This is a genomic window from Conyzicola sp. (assembly GCF_057073975.1).
Genome location: NZ_JBXMIS010000056.1, coordinates 1 through 15,671, shown reverse-complemented (window position 1 = coordinate 15,671; position 15,671 = coordinate 1). Strand labels below are relative to the sequence as shown.

Genomic DNA, 15,671 nt, shown 5'->3' with positions numbered 1-15,671 from the left:
CCCCTCCCTCCCCCCCCCCCCCGCCCCCCCCCCCCCCCCCCCCCCCCCCCGGAACCCTCTCCGGCTGGATGTTCTCGGTGCCGGCGCTCGTGTTCTACGCGGCGTTCGTCATCTACCCGCTGATCCTCGGCATCCAGTACTCGTTCTACAAGTGGAACGGCGTCGGCCCCTCGGAGTTCGTCGGGTTGAAGAACTACATCCGTGTCTTCACCGACGCGACGCTGCTCGGCTCGATCGGCAACGCCTTCGTGCTCATCGCCTTCTTCACCATCATTCCGGTGAGCGCGGGCCTCGTGCTGTCGACCCTCATCCGGTCGATGAAACCCGGGTTCTTCTCGAGTGCGACGCAGACGGTGCTGTTCCTTCCGCAGATCATCCCGCTCGCCGCGGCCGGCATCGCCTGGTCGTGGATGTACGCGCAGACCGGTGCCGTCAACCAGCTCCTCAACGCGGTCGGCCTTGGATTCCTCGCCCGACCATGGCTCGGCGACTTCCAGACCGCCCTGCCGGCCGTCGGCCTCATCGGCTCGTGGGTGCTGACCGGGCTCTGCACGGTGCTGTTCCTCACCGGCATCGGCAAGATCGACCAGTCGCTCTACGAGGCCGTGCGCCTCGACGGCGCGAGCTGGTGGCGTGAGTTCGTGACGATCACCATCCCCGGCCTCCGGCAGGAGATCGCGGTGCTCGTCACCATCACGATCATCGCGGCACTCAGCAGCTTCGACATCATCTACACGACGACGCTCGGCGGTCCGGGTCGCTCGACCCTTGTGCCGGGCATCTCGATCTACCGCATCGGCTTCACGCAGAGCAACGTCGGCCTGGCCTCGGCCTTCGGCATCGTGCTCATGATCCTCGTGCTCGCCTGCGTGCTTCCCATCCAGCGTCTAGCGAGAGCGAACAGCAAGTGATCGTCAACAAGTACGAGGCGCTCATCGGGCGGGTCGTCGTCATCGTCGTGCTCCTGCTGACGGTGCTGCCCCTCGTCAACATGCTCTCGGCGGCGCTGCAGCCGGCAGACACCAACCCCACCGGGCTCACCTTCACCGCCGACCCGCAGTGGATCAACTTCGTCACGGCCTTCGAGAAGGGCAACGTCTGGCGCCTCATGGGCTCCAGCCTCTTCATCGTGGTGTTCGTCGTTCCGGTCAGCCTCGTCTGCGCGACCCTGGCCGGCTACGCGCTCGGCAACCTGCGCATCCGCGGCAGCCGCTTCCTGTTCATCTTCTTCATCCTCGGGCTCACCATCCCGTTCGAGGCGCTCATCATTCCGCTGTACTACGAGATCCAGGGCTTCGGCCTGCTCAACACCCAGTGGGCGGTCATCCTGCCGCTCATCGGGCTGTACATGCCGTTCAGTGTGATCTGGATGCGGGCGCACTTCGTCGGTGTTCCGCAGGAGCTGTCAGAGGCCGCCCGCGTCGACGGCGCGACGCGCTGGCAGGAGTTCCGCCGCATCCAGCTGCCTCTCGCGCGGCCGGCGCTCTCGGCGCTCGCGATCCTGCTGTTCCTCTGGACGTGGAACCAGTTCCTCCTGCCGGTCGTGCTCATCTCCGACCCGCTCAACCGCACGGTCGCGGGAGCCCTGACCTTCTTCCAGGGGCAGTACTCGTCGAGCATCCCGCTGCTCAACGCGGGTGCGCTCATCATCATCGTGCCCACGATCCTGGTGTTCGTCATCTTCCAGCGGCAGTTCATCCAGGCCCTCCTCCAGGGTGCGGTCAAGGGCTGAGCCCGGCCGCACCGCTACACCCCGAATCGAGCACGCATGACCTTCTCTCTCGACGCCCACTGGGTGTGGGACTTCTGGCTCGCCGACGACGGCGAGCAGTACCACCTCTACTACCTGCACGCGCCGACCTCGCTCGGCGACCAGAACCTCCGGCACCGCAACGCGCGAATCGGCCACGCCGTATCGACGGACCTGCGCGACTGGACCGACCTCGGTCTGGTGCTCGACGCGGGTTCCCCCGGCGACGCCGACGAGACCGCCACGTGGACGGGGTGTGTCGTGCGCGACGCGGCCGGGCTCTGGCGCATGTTCTACACCGGCTCGCGCTTTCTCTCCGACGACTCGAACGCCAACATCGAGAGCGTCTGCATGGCCGTGTCGAGCGATCTCCACGAGTGGACGAAACGACCGGATGCCGTGGCCGTCGCCGATGCGCGCTGGTACGAGACCCTCGGCTCGTCCTCGTGGCCGGAGGAGGCATGGCGCGACCCGTGGGTCTTCGCCGACCCGTCGGGCGATGGCTGGCACATGCTCCTCACCGCGCGGGCGAACTCGGGCGACGAGGCGGATCGCGGCGTGATCGCGCACGCGACCTCATCCGACCTGGACACCTGGGAGGTGCAGCCTCCCGTGAGCGCGACCGGCGCCGGGTTCAAGCACCTCGAGGTGCCGCAGCTCGTGACGATCGACGGCCGCAGCCTGCTCCTGTTCTCCTGCGACTCTCCCGCGCTGACCGGCGAGCGGGCTGGGGAGACGGGCGGCATCTGGGCTCTCGAGCTCGACTCCGTGACCGGTCCGTATGACACGGAGCAGGCCACCCTGCTCGTTGACGAGCGCCTGTACAGCGGCCGCGCCATCCAGAACCGCGACGGTGACTGGGTACTGCTCGCCTTCGAGAACAGAACCGATGACGGCGGATTCGCCGGCGTGCTCAGTGACCCGATCCCGCTGTCGTGGGTCGAGGGTCAGCTTCGCCTGGAGGAGGCCTCATGACGATCGAGATCCACGGAACGACGGCACCGGCCTTCACGAGCGTGCGCCGTGCCTTCGAGGCGGGCTTCGCCGAGAAGCCTGACATGGGGGCCGCGCTGGCGATCCGGCATCGCGGCGAGCTCGTCGTCGACCTCTGGGCCGGGGTGCGCGACGAGCGCTCGCGGCAGCCGTGGCGCGAGGAGACGCCAAGCGTCATCTTCTCCTGCACCAAGGGGCTCGTCTCAATCCTCGCCGCCCGTCTCGTGCAGGAGGGTCGACTCGACTACCAGGAGCGAGTTGCCCACTACTGGCCAGAGTTCGCGGCCGCTGGCAAGCAGAATGTGCGGGTCAAAGACCTGCTCGCCCACCGCTCCGGCCTCTCGGCGCCGCGCGAGCCGCTCACCACGCAGCAGATCACCGACTGGCAGACCGTCGTCACCCGACTGGCGGCGCAGGAGCCGCTGTGGGAGCCGGATACCGGCTACGCCTACCACGCGATCACGCACGGCTGGCTGGCCGGCGAGGTCATTCGCCGCATCACCGGACTCTCGGTCGGCGAGTACTTCGCCGAGCTCATCGCCGACCCGCTGCACGCGGATGCCTGGATCGGCATCCCGCACGGCGTGCACCCCCGCGTCGCCCACATGCAGGTCGGCCCGACGCTCGCGCAGCTGACCGAGATTCAGGCAGCGGCGCGCACTCCCGGGGTGACCGACTGGGGCGGGATCGCGATGACCCTCGGCGGCGCGCTCACACCAGAGCTCATCACGGTCGACGGGGGATTCAACGACCCGGCTGTGCAGGCGGCCGAGATTCCCGGGGCGGGCGGCATCGCCACAGCTCGGGCCCTGGCAACGATCTGGTCGGCCACCGTCGTCGAGACCGCCGGGGTGCGGCTGCTCGACAGCGAGGTGCTCGACGATGCGACGGTGCCGCAGAGCGAGGGCGCACCCGTGTGGGACGTGCCTGGGCCGTGGCCGCGATGGGGCATGGGCTTCCAGCTCGACTCCGAGGCCCGACGCTTTCTGTCATCCACCAGCTTCGGCCACGACGGCGCCGGAGGGCAGTCCGCCTTTGCCGACCCCGAGGCGCAGATCGGCTTCGCCTACCTCACCAACCAGATGGAGGCGATCGACGACCACCGAGCGACGCAGGTCATCGACGCGCTGCGCGAGAGCCTTCGCCAATGAGCGAGGTGCTGGTCATCGGCGAGAGCCTTGTCGACGTCGTGCGCGACGGCGAGACGGAGTCGCGCCTCCCCGGCGGTTCGCCGATGAACGTGGCCTACGGTCTCGCGCAGCTCGGCGTCGAGACGACGTTGCTTACGCGAATCGGCAGTGACCCCGACGGGGCTCTGATTCAGGGGCATCTGCGCCGGGCTGGCGTGGTGCTTGAACCCGCGTCGTTTCGTGAACACCCAACGAGCACGGCCGTCGCGACGATCGGCGCCGGTGGCTCGGCGACCTACTCCTTCGACGTCAGCTGGGATCTCGCCTCCGTCACCGATCTCGCGGCCCCGTGGCTGCACGTCGGCTCGATCTCGACCTTTCTCGCACCGGGCGCCGACGCGGTGCAGCGGTTTCTCGAGTCGACCCCGGCGCGGGTGAGCTACGACCCGAACGTTCGCGCCGCACTGCTGGGCGACCCGCAGCATGCCCGCGAGCGCTTCGAGGCCATCGCACGCCTCACATCGGTGCTGAAGCTCAGCGACGAGGATGCGCGCTGGCTCTACCCCGACAGCGATCTCAGCAGCGTGGTCGACCTGCTCATCTCATTCGGGCCTGTGGTCGTAGCAGTCACGCGGGGCGCATCCGGTGCGCTGCTCGCGTCGTCTGCTCATCGCGTCGAGGTTCCCGCTGTCGCGGTGAGCGTCAGGGACACCGTCGGGGCGGGCGACACCTTCATGGCTGCGCTCATCTCGTCGCTGCGCGACCTCGAGCTAGAGGCCCTGAGCGCCGCAGACCTCCACGAGGCGGGCAGCTTCGCCGCTGCGGCAGCCGCCCTCACCTGCAGCCGCGTTGGAGCAGACCTGCCGACGCGGGCTGAGGTGCTGGCCAGGGTGTGAGTCGGTTGCACGTGGTCCGGTCTGCGGGCTGAAGGTGCGGTGCCCTGTGATCTCGGCGCCCCCGACCGCGACGTCTTCATGGCCACTGCCGCTCACGAACGTTCGGATCGGGAAGAACCACCCCATCAGACGCATGACGGCGTGGTCGAACGGCGTCTCGAACGACTGCCCCTCGCTTGTGGCGAGGCCGTCAAGCGAGATGGTGACTGGTGGCAGAACCGTATCCGACGGTCAATCTCGCGCTCAGGTCAATACCACTGATCGGAAAGCGTGCCGATCAGCCAGGCGAAGACGAACCAGCCGCCGGTGATGAGAAACGAAGCAAGGCCCAGACCTAGCGCCCAGCGAGACAACCGGCGTCCGCTTGGATTTGCCCGACCTCTCCAAAGCCCGCCGCCGCCGAGGGCTACAGCTGCAACTCCTGGCGCCCAGAAACCGAAGACGCCCACATAGGGAATCAGAGCGATCAGCGCTGCGACGATCCCCAACGGCAGCCCGATGGCGCCTAGTAGGTCGGCCGTCGTGCGGGTCGATGACGAGTCGTGCTGCGTCTCGGTTTCTGTCACTCGCCAATCATCTCGCTGGGTTCGGGTCGGTGGGGTCACGAAGTGGAACCAGAATTACCGACGCGGCCGTCGCCTACCTCGAGTCAGCTTCCTATGGTGGATGGATGAACCCAGAGGATGCCGCAACCGATCCCACCGGTCTCGCCCTCGAGCTCGTCGCCGCGAACGTCTACCTGACCCTCGCCACCTCCGACGCCGACGGAGTGCCCTGGGCATCCCGGTCTGGTTCGCCGCCCGCGGCCTCGATGAGTTCGTCTGGGCCTCGAAGCCCGGCGCGCGTCACTCGCTCTTGCCGTCGGCCAGGCCGGTCGCGAGCTTGAGGGCTTCGGCGGGGGGCGTCGCGGAAGATCAAAGTGGTGTCGCCGACGACGAGGTCGGGGTGCGGTGATGCGTGAGCACGATGACGGGGTGTTGAACGGGGGTTGCTCTGGACCGAACTTGCGGCGCCCCATGATCTCTGCGCCGATGTTGTTGGTGGCCGCGGCGAAGTCGTCGTCAATGCCGGTCTCGCCGCCCTCGCCGCCGTGACCGCTCGCGAAGGTGTGGGTTGGGAAGATCATCCACTCTATGAGCCGCATGCCGGCGTGCCCGAACGAAGTCTCGAGCGACTGGCCCTCGCCCTTTGCGAACCCGTCAAGCGAGACGGCGAAGTTGTGGACGCGGAGGTTGGGCATGGATTCCTCCCGTTGTCTCGGCCCCGGATTGAGGACTTCACATGAGTTCCATCGCGCTGACACTAATGCGATCAGCCTGCGAGGTTCAGGAACCTCGAGTTCTGATCCACCGGGCCGCCTGGAGATCCTCGACTCACCCCGATTAGTCTGCTTTGCTCTCCACTTCCTGAAGCGCTGAGATCCAAGTTCTTGATCGCTTTGCTCGCGCGCGGCCAATTGCGTCCCAGGCGGTGAGCGATACGCCAGGTACCGCTCCCACGGCAGCGCCAATCCATCCAATTCCCGCGGTCGCGAACCCGATGGCCCCGCCCACAGCGATCTCAGCGATCCCGACTCCAACTGCGCTGCCGACGGACGGAGTGTCGAGAGCGAATCGTTCAATTCGAGTTCGATATGCGCGTTTCACGGCGGCAGGGATCTCGCCGGCGCTATTCACGTGCTCGAGCACTTCAGCTTCTATGTCGAGTAGGACCCGCCTGAGGCTAACCATCGACTTATGTCGGCGCATGCCAGCGACATCTTCCCAAGATAGATTTCCGGCTCTTGGGACAAGTATTGGCAAGGCGAAGTCCCGCACCTCAGCACGAGGGTCAGTGAGTCGACTACTCAGCACTGTCGCGTGTAGACGGTCGATGCTGAGACCGACGCCTCGAGAGTGGGCGAGAATCAAGTCATTCTGGACACCCCCAAGTACTTGGTTGCGCACGAGAGCGTCAGGAAGCGTGTCCAGAAGGACAGCGTTCGAGCTGTCCCGACTGCGCCATGATCTACCTCGTGCTTTTTCCTCCGCCGTCGGAGCATCGAATTGACCCACCTCGATCCACGACGCAGAGTCTGGCAGTTCCCGCCGGAACGGTTCGAAGGTTGGGTACCAAGCGATCACGGATCGAGAACGCATCATTTCTCGAAATGCGACAGATCCTGAGGGCGTTCCTTCTGGGGCAATCGCGACGGTGAACTCGCTCGACTGCAATGAGGCACGATGTCTTGGCGTTTGCCAGCCTATGTCTTCGTCCGAGTTCCGGTTTTGCATCGCCGATGCACCCGTAGCGCCCGCTTGAATCTGCATTGAACCAGACTGGAGATAGACCTCATCATGCAGAAGGGATGCCATCTTTATCCGGCGGCGAACGCTCTCGAGTGGGCTACCTGTCAGAAGCGAATACGCGTTGGATGCGAGAGGGAAGTAGACGCGACGCGATTCGACCATAGTCCGCCCTTCAGGTTGAACGCCCGCAGTCGACCAATTATCAGGGGTCCTGACTTTGTCGAGAGCTGAAGTGATTCTGGCAGTTTCAAACTGATTTCGGCTCCGGTGCTCTGTACAACGTCAGGTTAATGGAAGAACCCTCGGCGCCAGTATTTGTCTGCGACTGCCTAGCCCGAGTGGTCACAGTTCTCAATCGTCGTATCTGCGTGCGGCAAAGTTTCTTGCGATTCCTCGGGCAACTGCGAGCCTGTTTTCCCACGTGTCTTCAGGTCCTCCAAAGCCGTCTGACTTCAGTTCTGGCCCATCGGGCAACATAGTTTGCGCTAGCTGAATTCTGAACCAATTCAAACCAAAGAAGGCCTCTATGGTCGAATCTGCGATGCCGCTAAGGCGCGCAACTGGATTTCGTACGCCGACCGGGGTTTGGGACTGCACCAGGTTTGCCAAAGCTTCCAGCAATGTCCACGATCGCGAAGTTACGAGGCGCCGGTACCACGTTCGAAGCGACTCGTTGTCTAGGGCCTGCCATATCCAGAGGAGATCCCAGAGTTCTCTGTCCCGCTCTTCAGGTGACGATCTGAGCTGGAGAACTCTTCGGCGGATGCGTTTGACAGCCTCCCCAGAAAGAAGGCTCAGATCTTGAGTTTCTTCTCGGTCTGAAACGTGATCGCTCACGACAATTGCGCCGACTCGTATGAGTTCGTCTCGCGACCAAATAGGTCGGAGGAGCAAAGAAAGCTTTGCTGCCGGATCGGATCGGGTCAGGCGGAAAAGGAGCCCGCGAAGTGCTGTGCGCCCTGAGAACAATCCCGCGTCGCTAGTCTCGTACAAATTGATTGCAATCCATAGAAGCAATCGTGTCTTGTCGTCGGGGTGTTCTTCAGCCCATCGCTCGATTCGAGGCACGATAGCGCTTGAGTCGGATCGAAGAAACTCGGTTAGTTTTGTTAGCGTGTTTGGATCGGCAAGGACCACAGAAAGGTCTTCGAGGAACGCTGATTCGGTGAGCTCATCGTCCGGTACACCTAGGTTGAAGTAGCGATCGAAATAGTCCGGGTGTCCAACGCCCAGGCGTCGACCAACCACCTCCAAATCGGGAGAACTCGAAGACTTCCGATGGATTTGGTCGAGCGTCGGGAACAGCTTGCCGAGTATGCCGAAAGCTTGCTCCACAAATCGCTCCTCGACCCCCGATCCGCGTATCCATTCGGTCCACTTCGCGTGTTCGGCGTCGATGTCCGGAGTCGAAAACATGGTGAGCGGTGAGCGGGAGCTGAAAACGCTCGCCTTTCGGCGCTGCAACAGCGCAGGAAGACCCGGAAAGTGCAGCGACAACCATGTAATTACGGAGAAGTCGATGAAGTCGACCTCTCCGTGGAGTGGTGGATAAAGCAGCTCAAAATGGGAGAGCCACCGGTGGATCGATCGCGGGGTCTGCAGCGAAGGAGCAAGGAACTGTTGGTACATGAGAGCAAAATCAGCCGAGCGCCTGTCGCTGATTGACACACCAAACTTGCTCGCAAGTCCCTCGATCGCTCGATCGACAGCATGTTCTGTGGTGGCGGCGCGTACCGGTGGCAACTCGATGCGAACTTGAACGATCTTTTCCAGGTATTCGCGAGACCGCGAGGAATCGACCACTAGACCTGTTTGGGTGAGGACATCAGCAATCGTTGATTCATCGTATGCAAGAAGATAGTGAACGTTTGGGAGTCGACCCAGCAATCTGACCAGTCGGAACAGCGATAGCAATTCAGCCGGTTCAAGCCTGTCAAGATCGTCGATGACAACAAGGATTGGCTGGCCAGTGCTACGGAGGGCGTTCTCCGCGCGGGTCTGCATTCTCGACGCACTATCGATTCCATCGAGTTGAGTCGCGACCATCTCGAGAGATTTAGTTGAGTCCACTCCGACCAGAGAGGTCAGGGACCCTAAGGGAGCCAGGGTGCGGACCAATCCCGCCACACTTGCTCGGGCCTCCGACCACCTTCTCTCGTCGGGGAGTGTGGCGCGCAGTTCTGCGAAGAACCCAGCAATCAGAGAGTCGGTGTTTGAATATCGCCATGCGTTCAGGTTCGCAACAAGCCATTGCCTGTCCTCCGGTCCAGGCGACTGCAGAATGCTCGAGAGCGTTAGGAGGACGCTGGACTTCCCTGCGCCCCACGACCCCGTTAGCCCAATGACACTAGACGGCCGATTCGTTCCGATTTGATCCAAGATTGCCGCGAGGCGATAGGCGAAGGGCAGTCGGTCAAACTCATCGTGATCTCTAAGGTCTGTTGGTTCGTCACTCCAGAGCGTTCCGTCTGACGGTGGACCGGACGGAACTGTGGGCGATTTGAGAACTCGATGCGAAGCACGAGTTCGATTGGCATGGTTAGTGTGGGTCAGCACCATCGCACTCAGCAAACCGAGCCAAAGGGCAGTAAGGAACAACCCTGCATGCGGGGGTAGGGGGAGGTAACCCGCTTGTACGAATCCCAGAACAACCGCTGACCCACATAGGAGGGTGTAGCCGGCGGAGAATAGGATCGCAGACTGAGGGAACTTCACGCGCCAAACCTATCGGGTGAGCACGGAAAGCACGGTCAGCGTTCTGCTTGCATGTAAGGCATTTCTTGTCGCGGGGGTCGGCCTCGAACCCGCCCCACAGGCACGGCCGTCACATTGCGCGTTGTCCGCAGCATCCAAGTACTGAGCGGGCGCAATGCGCCGGAACCAGCGCGGCGGGGAGTCCCCAGCGGGTACCGCCAAGAGAAGCGCCGAGCAACACTATCCAGTGGGCCCGCCGGGGCTCGAACCCGGGACCCGCGGATTAAAAGTCCGATGCTCTACCAACTGAGCTACAGGCCCTACATCGTCAATGGTAGCGGTGGGGAGTGCTGCCCATCGCGCGCGGGCCAGCAGAGAGCGAAGCTGTGCGCATGGGTGAATGGATGGATGCCGCGTCGCTCGCCGCGCTGCTAACCAACCACGGCATCCAGCCCGCAATCACGGCGCGGGTCGCGCGCAGTGTTGGGTCGTCCGGGGTCGCAGCTGTCGCCGCCCTCGGGCCGGCGGCGTTCCCCGACTGGAGCGCCGCGACCGCCGTCTCGCGGCTCCTGCAGCAGGCCTTCGACGAGGGCTACAGCGGCAGGCAGATCGCCATGCGGCTCGCGGAGGCCGCCGGCGTGCAGCGGGCGATGGAGGACGCCGCTGCGTGAGGGCGTAGCGTTGAGGCGTGACTGATCAGTTCCACAAGCCGACCCAGTACTCGGGCGACAAGTTCGACGAGTTCGTCGGTGGGGAGGATCCGGCGCAGATCATGCGCCTCGCCCATGACACCGCCCACGCCCTGGTGAGCCGCGCGCGCGAGACGGATGACCCGGAGGTGCTCGACCGCCTCGTCGCCTACACCGACGAGCACGGCCTCGATGCGCTCGCAGAGCTGTGGGCACGCTCGAGCCCGAAGTCGCTGCCGGGGGCGCTCTGGCGCATCTACCTGGTTCGACTGCTGATTCGGCAAGACCCGGAGGGCACGAGCTACCTGTTTCAGCGGGGGGCCGACGTGCTCGGCACGATCGACACCCTCATCGCGGGTGCGACCATGCCCACCGGGCCGGAGGAGATCACGGTGCTCGCCGACCAGATCCTGCGCGGCCTGTTTCGCGGCGACTTCGCGACCGCGCTCGACCGGGCCGCCGCCTTCTGCCGCGTGACCGCCGCCGGCTGCACGAGCGTCGCCGACGACCAGGAGCTGACCGCCCCCGCCCGGTCGACCGAGCTCACCACGCGCGCCCTGCGCTTCTCGACAACGGCAGAGGAGTTCACCGCCTGCGCGCGCCTGCACCGGGCCGGAAGCCTCGAGTAGAGGGAATGCCCAGCAGCGCATCGCGTTAAACTATTCAGTGCCGGGCCGCAGTAACCCCGGGCTCCACTATTAGCCGCTTCGAGCGGCCATGCGCCGAGAGGCGTTCTGCGGCCCGGCACTCACGTTTCGCGCAGAAGCGCAAGAGCGCCCATCGACTCAGCGGGTCGTTACGAAGTACTGGCATGCTGAACCTCGTGACCCGTGAATCTGAGCAGGTGAACACCGCGTCTCCCGACGCGCTGCTCGCGCTCGTCGCCCAAGGCGATCAGCGCGCCTTCGCCAGCCTCTACGACCTCATGGCGCCCCGGGTTCTCGGACTCACGCGCCGCGTGCTGCGCGACCACGCGCAGTCGGAGGAGGTCGCGCAGGAGATATTCCTCGAGATCTGGCAGAACGCCCCGCGTTTCGACGCCAGCAAGGGCACGGCCGTCACGTGGATCATGACCATGACCCACCGCCGCGCCGTCGACCGGGTGCGCTCCGCGCAGTCCTCCCGCGATCGCGACACGAAGATCGGCATCCGCGACTACGCGCCCGACTACGACAACGTCGCAGAAACCGTCGAGGTGCGCATCGAGCACGCGCGGGTCGAGCAGGCCATGTCGCGGCTCACCGACCTGCAGCGCCAGGCCGTGACCCTCGCCTACTTCGGCGGGTACTCGCACACCGAGGTCGCCGAGATGCTCAAGATTCCGGTTGGCACCATCAAGACGCGGCTGCGAGACGGAATGATCAGACTGAGAGACGAACTGGGGGTGGCATCATGACGAAGAACACGAACGACAACGACAACCTGTCTGGGGCCTACGCCCTCAACGCGGTGAGCGATGAGGAGCGCGCCGCCCACGAGGCACTGCTGGCCGACTCGCAGGAGTCGCGCAACGAGTCGACAGAGCTGCAGGACACCGCCGTCATCCTCGGCCTCGCCGCCGAGCCGGTGACGCCGCCGCCTGCCCTGCGCGCGGCGATCCTCGCGCAGATCGCGACAACACCCCAACTGCCCGCGGATGCCGCACCAGCCTCATCGGGCCCCGTCGCCATCCAGCCGGAACCCGCTGCAACCACGGCTCCCGCCGAGCGCAGGGCACAGGCCCGCTGGTTCCAACGGCCAGCACTGGCCGTCGCCTCCATCGCCGCCGCCGTGGCGATCGTGGTCGGCGGTGTCGGCATCGTGACAGAGCTCGGGCAGCCGACGCAGGCTCCAACGGCCTCGCCGATGGAGCAGCTCACCCTTGCCTCTGACAAGCAGGAGGCGACCGTCGAGGTCGGCGACGCCACGGCGACCCTACTCTGGTCGAACTCGCTCGGGCTCTCTGCGCTCGCCATGGACGGAGCCTCCGAGGCGCCCTCCGGGCACGTCTACCAGCTCTGGTACATCGGCGACGGCGGCGTTCGCGACGCGGGCGTCATGACCGCCAGCGTCGACGACGGCTCATGGCAGTTGCTCAAGGGCGAGATGCATGCCGGCGACGCCGTCGGCGTCACGGTCGAGCCGACCGGCGGATCCACGACACCCACCACCGACCCGATCGTTGTCATCGAGTCATAGAAGCAGCGCTCGCGCTCGCGCGCCGCTCCCTCTGTCACGAAAATCAGGAAGAACTGCACCCCCACGGTCACATGGACGATGGATGCGGCTCCAGCCTGAATTTCTTGCAGAGGCGGGTGGTTATCCGAACTTCCCAGAGACGTAGTCCTCGGTGGCCTGCACGCTCGGCTTGGAGAAGATCGTGCGGGTGTCGTCGTACTCGATGAGCTTGCCGGGGCTGCCGGTGCCGGCGATGTTGAAGAACGCCGTGCGGTCGGAGACACGAGACGCCTGCTGCATGTTGTGGGTCACGATGACGATCGTGTAGTCCTTCTTGAGCTCCTCGATGAGGTCTTCGATGGCGAGCGTCGAGATCGGGTCGAGGGCGCTGCACGGCTCGTCCATGAGGATGACCTCTGGAGCGACCGCGATGGCGCGCGCGATGCAGAGGCGCTGCTGCTGTCCGCCAGACAGGCCGGAGCCGGGCAGGGCGAGGCGGTCCTTGACCTCGTTCCACAGGTTGGCCCCGCGCAGCGACTGCTCGACGAGCTCGTCGGCGTCGCTCTTGGCCATGCGGCGGTTGTTGAGCTTGACGCCGGCGAGCACGTTGTCGCGGATCGACATCGTGGGGAAGGGGTTGGGCCGCTGGAAGACCATGCCGACCTGGCGGCGCACGAGCACGGGGTCGACACCGGGGCCGTAGAGGTTGTTGCCGTCGATGAGCACCTCGCCCTCGACGCGGGCGCCGGGAATCACCTCGTGCATGCGGTTGAGCGTGCGAAGGAACGTCGACTTGCCGCAGCCCGACGGGCCGATGAATGCCGTGACGGTGCGCGGCTCGATGCGGAGGGTGACATCCTCCACGGCCTTGAACTTGCCGTAGTAGACGTTGAGGTCGTTGACTTCGATGCGCTTAGACACGGGTGGTTCCTTCGATAGACGGTCTAGCGACCGAGCTTGGGGGAGAAGAAGCGGGCGATGAGCCGGGCAGCCAGGTTGAGCAGCATGACGATCGCGATGAGGGTGAGGGCGCCGGCCCAGGCACGCTCGAGGTACGGGCCGACGTCGGAGCCGGGGTTCGCGTACTGGGTGTAGAGGAAGACCGGCAGCGACATCATCCGGTCGTTGAACAGGTCGTAGTTCATGCTCGCCGTGAAGCCGGAGATGATGAGCAGTGGGGCCGTCTCGCCGATGACGCGCGAGATCGCGAGCGTGACGCCCGTGGCGATACCCGCGATGGATGTCGGAATCACGACCTTGAGGATCGTCAGCCACTTCGGCACCCCGAGTGCATATGCGGCCTCACGCAGCTCGTTCGGAACGATGCGCAGCATTTCCTCGCTCGAGCGCACGACGACGGGGATCATGAGCAGCGAGAGCGCCACCGACCCGCCGAAGCCGAACCGGATTCCCGGGTCGTCCAGTATGAGAGAGAAGAAGGCGAAGGCGAAGAGGCCGGCGACGATCGAGGGGATGCCGGTCATGACATCCACGAAGAAGGTGATCGCCTTGGCGAGCGGGCCGCGGCCGTACTCGACGAGGTAGATCGAGGTGAGGAGACCAACCGGCACGGAGATGATCGTCGCCATGCCGGTGATGAGCAGGGTTCCTGTGATGGCGTGCAGCGCGCCGCCGCCCTCGCCGACCACGTTGCGCATCGAGTTGGAGAAGAACGTCACGTCGAAGCGGTCGAGGCCGTTGGAGACCACCGTGTAGAGCAGCGACACGAGCGGCAGCAGCGCGACGATGAACGCGGTCGCCACGAGCGACGTCACGAGCCGGTCGCGCGCCTGTCGGGCGCCCTCGACGAGCAGCGCGATGACGAAGAGGAGCCCGTCGAAGACGATGGTGCCGAAGAACAGGGCGGCCGCGAGGTTGAACTCACCGTCGCCAGAGGCGCTCATGAGGGCGAACGCGATGATGGCGACGGCCCAGCTGCCAGCGAGGATGGCCCACGGAGCCCACTTGGGCAGGCGCCCCGTGGTGAGGGAGTTCACGATGCCGGCGGTCGCGGTCGTCATTAGTTCGCTCCAGAGAACGCCTTGCGGCGGTTGATGATGTACCGCGCGAGCGAGTTGATCGCGAGCGTGATGACGAACAGGATGAGGCCGGTGGCCACGAGCGCGTTGACGCCGACCCCGTGCGCCTCGGGAAAGTTGAGCGCGATATTGCCGGCGATGGTCGACGGGTTCTGCGAGCTCGTGAGCACGAAGCTGATGACGATGGCCGGCGAGAGCACCATGGCGACGACCATCGTCTCGCCGAGCGCGCGGCCGAGGCCGAGCATGGCTGCCGAGATGATGCCGGGGCGACCGAAGGGCAGCACCGCCATCTGGATCATCTCCCAGCGGGTCGCGCCGAGCGCGAGCGCCGCCTCCTCGTGCAGCACGGGTGTCTGCAGGAACACCTCGCGGCAGAGCGCGGTGATGATCGGGATGATCATGACGGCGAGCACGATGGCGACGGTGAGGATGGTGCGGCCGGTGCCGGAGGCCTGCCCGGCGAAGAACGGGATCCAGCCGAGGTTCTCGGTGAGCCAGAGGTAGAGGTCGGTGACGCCGGGCGCGAGCACCTTGATGCCCCAGAGGCCGAAGACGACAGACGGCATGGCGGCGAGCAGGTCGATCACATAGCCGAGGCCCTGGGCGATGCGCCGCGGGGCGTAGTGCGAGATGAAGAGGGCGATGCCGAGGGAGAGGGGCAGCGCGATGAGGAGGGCGAGGAATGCGGCCCACACCGTTCCGAAGGCGAGGGGCGCGACGTAGGCCCAGAAGCTGTCCGGCTCTCCCTTGAGCTCCTTGGGATCAGCGACGAACGCGGGGATGCTCTGCGCGATGAGGAAGATCGCGACGGCCGCGAGGGCGGCGAGGATGATGATGCCGGCAGTGAGGGCGGCTCCGGAGAAGACCCGGTCGGCGCGCCGCACCGGTGCCTTGGGCGCCGCCGTTGCTGTCGTCATAGGATCTGGGCTCCTGGTGCGGGTCGAGGTGGTCGGTTCCAGCCGAACGGGGAGCAGAAACGGAAGACACGACCCCTCCCCCCCCCCGTTCGGCTGGAACCGACCACCTCGACCC

Annotated in this window: 14 protein-coding genes and 1 tRNA gene; 9 read left to right on the top strand and 6 right to left on the bottom strand. The window is 65.1% G+C overall.

From position 1 onward, the window contains the following. The first annotated feature begins 68 nt into the window (after positions 1-68). The 5 genes from AC14A7_RS05220 to AC14A7_RS05200 are packed head-to-tail and all read left to right on the top strand — an operon-like array spanning position 69 to position 4,769. Positions 69-911, top strand: a complete 843-nt coding sequence (locus AC14A7_RS05220) for a carbohydrate ABC transporter permease (RefSeq protein WP_484006910.1) — start codon at positions 69-71, stop codon at positions 909-911. Beyond that, positions 908-1,732: a carbohydrate ABC transporter permease gene (locus AC14A7_RS05215; RefSeq protein ID WP_484006909.1), complete on the top strand. Its 825-nt coding sequence runs from the start codon at positions 908-910 to the stop codon at positions 1,730-1,732. Before AC14A7_RS05220 ends, AC14A7_RS05215 begins: the two co-directional genes overlap by 4 nt. Before the next feature lie 36 nt (positions 1,733-1,768). Then, entirely contained in the window at positions 1,769-2,725 is a 957-nt protein-coding gene (locus AC14A7_RS05210; RefSeq protein WP_484006907.1) for a family 43 glycosylhydrolase, read from the top strand. Next, positions 2,722-3,894, top strand: coding sequence for a serine hydrolase domain-containing protein (locus AC14A7_RS05205; RefSeq protein WP_484006905.1), 1,173 nt, complete (start codon positions 2,722-2,724; stop codon positions 3,892-3,894). Before AC14A7_RS05210 ends, AC14A7_RS05205 begins: the two co-directional genes overlap by 4 nt. Continuing rightward, positions 3,891-4,769, top strand: coding sequence for a carbohydrate kinase family protein (locus AC14A7_RS05200; RefSeq protein ID WP_484006903.1), 879 nt, complete (start codon positions 3,891-3,893; stop codon positions 4,767-4,769). The genes AC14A7_RS05205 and AC14A7_RS05200 overlap by 4 nt, the downstream gene beginning before the upstream one ends. Before the next feature lie 248 nt (positions 4,770-5,017). On the opposite strand, the gene AC14A7_RS05195 is transcribed toward AC14A7_RS05200, so the two are convergent. From AC14A7_RS05195 to AC14A7_RS05185, 3 genes are all read right to left on the bottom strand, one after another. Then, the gene (locus tag AC14A7_RS05195; RefSeq protein ID WP_484006901.1) at positions 5,018-5,335 is read right to left on the bottom strand and encodes a hypothetical protein; all 318 of its coding nucleotides are present in this window, start codon (positions 5,333-5,335) and stop codon (positions 5,018-5,020) included. Between the two features lie 2,073 nt (positions 5,336-7,408). Next, positions 7,409-9,616 carry a KAP family P-loop NTPase fold protein gene (locus AC14A7_RS05190; protein WP_484006899.1) on the bottom strand — a complete coding sequence of 736 codons (2,208 nt, stop codon included), beginning with the start codon at positions 9,614-9,616 and terminating at the stop codon, positions 7,409-7,411. A 383-nt stretch (positions 9,617-9,999) separates the two neighbouring features. Then, positions 10,000-10,072, bottom strand: a tRNA-Lys gene (locus AC14A7_RS05185). Between the two features lie 26 nt (positions 10,073-10,098). Here AC14A7_RS05185 and AC14A7_RS05180 point away from each other — a divergent pair. The 4 genes from AC14A7_RS05180 to AC14A7_RS05165 all read left to right on the top strand — a co-directional run bounded on the left by AC14A7_RS05180 (position 10,099) and on the right by AC14A7_RS05165 (position 12,618). Further along, positions 10,099-10,422 carry a hypothetical protein gene (locus AC14A7_RS05180; RefSeq protein ID WP_484006897.1) on the top strand — a complete coding sequence of 108 codons (324 nt, stop codon included), beginning with the start codon at positions 10,099-10,101 and terminating at the stop codon, positions 10,420-10,422. A 17-nt stretch (positions 10,423-10,439) separates the two neighbouring features. Beyond that, on the top strand, positions 10,440-11,069 hold the full coding sequence (locus tag AC14A7_RS05175; RefSeq protein ID WP_484006895.1) for a DNA-directed RNA polymerase subunit beta: 630 nt from the start codon (positions 10,440-10,442) through the stop codon (positions 11,067-11,069). 182 nt (positions 11,070-11,251) lie between these two features. Continuing rightward, positions 11,252-11,836, top strand: coding sequence for a sigma-70 family RNA polymerase sigma factor (locus AC14A7_RS05170; protein WP_484006894.1), 585 nt, complete (start codon positions 11,252-11,254; stop codon positions 11,834-11,836). Further along, positions 11,833-12,618 (top strand): anti-sigma factor, encoded by a 786-nt coding sequence (locus tag AC14A7_RS05165; protein ID WP_484006892.1) that lies wholly within the window; start codon positions 11,833-11,835, stop codon positions 12,616-12,618. Before AC14A7_RS05170 ends, AC14A7_RS05165 begins: the two co-directional genes overlap by 4 nt. Positions 12,619-12,738: 120 nt before the next feature. Here AC14A7_RS05165 and pstB read toward each other — a convergent pair whose 3' ends face one another. Genes pstB through pstC form a run of 3 tightly spaced genes read right to left on the bottom strand, consistent with a single transcriptional unit; the run spans position 12,739 to position 15,556 of the window. Then, the gene (pstB, locus tag AC14A7_RS05160) at positions 12,739-13,518 is read right to left on the bottom strand and encodes a phosphate ABC transporter ATP-binding protein PstB (RefSeq protein WP_484006890.1); all 780 of its coding nucleotides are present in this window, start codon (positions 13,516-13,518) and stop codon (positions 12,739-12,741) included. Between the two features lie 23 nt (positions 13,519-13,541). After that, positions 13,542-14,618 (bottom strand): phosphate ABC transporter permease PstA, encoded by a 1,077-nt coding sequence (gene pstA, locus AC14A7_RS05155; RefSeq protein WP_484006888.1) that lies wholly within the window; start codon positions 14,616-14,618, stop codon positions 13,542-13,544. Continuing rightward, positions 14,618-15,556: a phosphate ABC transporter permease subunit PstC gene (gene pstC, locus AC14A7_RS05150; RefSeq protein ID WP_484006886.1), complete on the bottom strand. Its 939-nt coding sequence runs from the start codon at positions 15,554-15,556 to the stop codon at positions 14,618-14,620. The genes pstA and pstC overlap by 1 nt, the downstream gene beginning before the upstream one ends. Positions 15,557-15,671: the final 115 nt, after the last annotated feature.

What these genes read in the sequence shown, in the direction of transcription:
- AC14A7_RS05220 (WP_484006910.1), top strand. Translation starts at nt 69, where the DNA reads ATGTTCTCGGTGCCGGCGCTCGTGTTCTACGCGGCGTTCGTCATCTAC.
- AC14A7_RS05210 (WP_484006907.1), top strand. Translation starts at nt 1,769, where the DNA reads ATGACCTTCTCTCTCGACGCCCACTGGGTGTGGGACTTCTGGCTCGCC.
- AC14A7_RS05205 (WP_484006905.1), top strand. Translation starts at nt 2,722, where the DNA reads ATGACGATCGAGATCCACGGAACGACGGCACCGGCCTTCACGAGCGTG.
- AC14A7_RS05200 (WP_484006903.1), top strand. Translation starts at nt 3,891, where the DNA reads ATGAGCGAGGTGCTGGTCATCGGCGAGAGCCTTGTCGACGTCGTGCGC.
- AC14A7_RS05190 (WP_484006899.1), bottom strand. Translation starts at nt 9,616, where the DNA reads ATGGTGCTGACCCACACTAACCATGCCAATCGAACTCGTGCTTCGCAT.
- AC14A7_RS05170 (WP_484006894.1), top strand. Translation starts at nt 11,252, where the DNA reads ATGCTGAACCTCGTGACCCGTGAATCTGAGCAGGTGAACACCGCGTCT.
- AC14A7_RS05165 (WP_484006892.1), top strand. Translation starts at nt 11,833, where the DNA reads ATGACGAAGAACACGAACGACAACGACAACCTGTCTGGGGCCTACGCC.
- pstA (WP_484006888.1), bottom strand. Translation starts at nt 14,618, where the DNA reads ATGACGACCGCGACCGCCGGCATCGTGAACTCCCTCACCACGGGGCGC.
- pstC (WP_484006886.1), bottom strand. Translation starts at nt 15,556, where the DNA reads ATGACGACAGCAACGGCGGCGCCCAAGGCACCGGTGCGGCGCGCCGAC.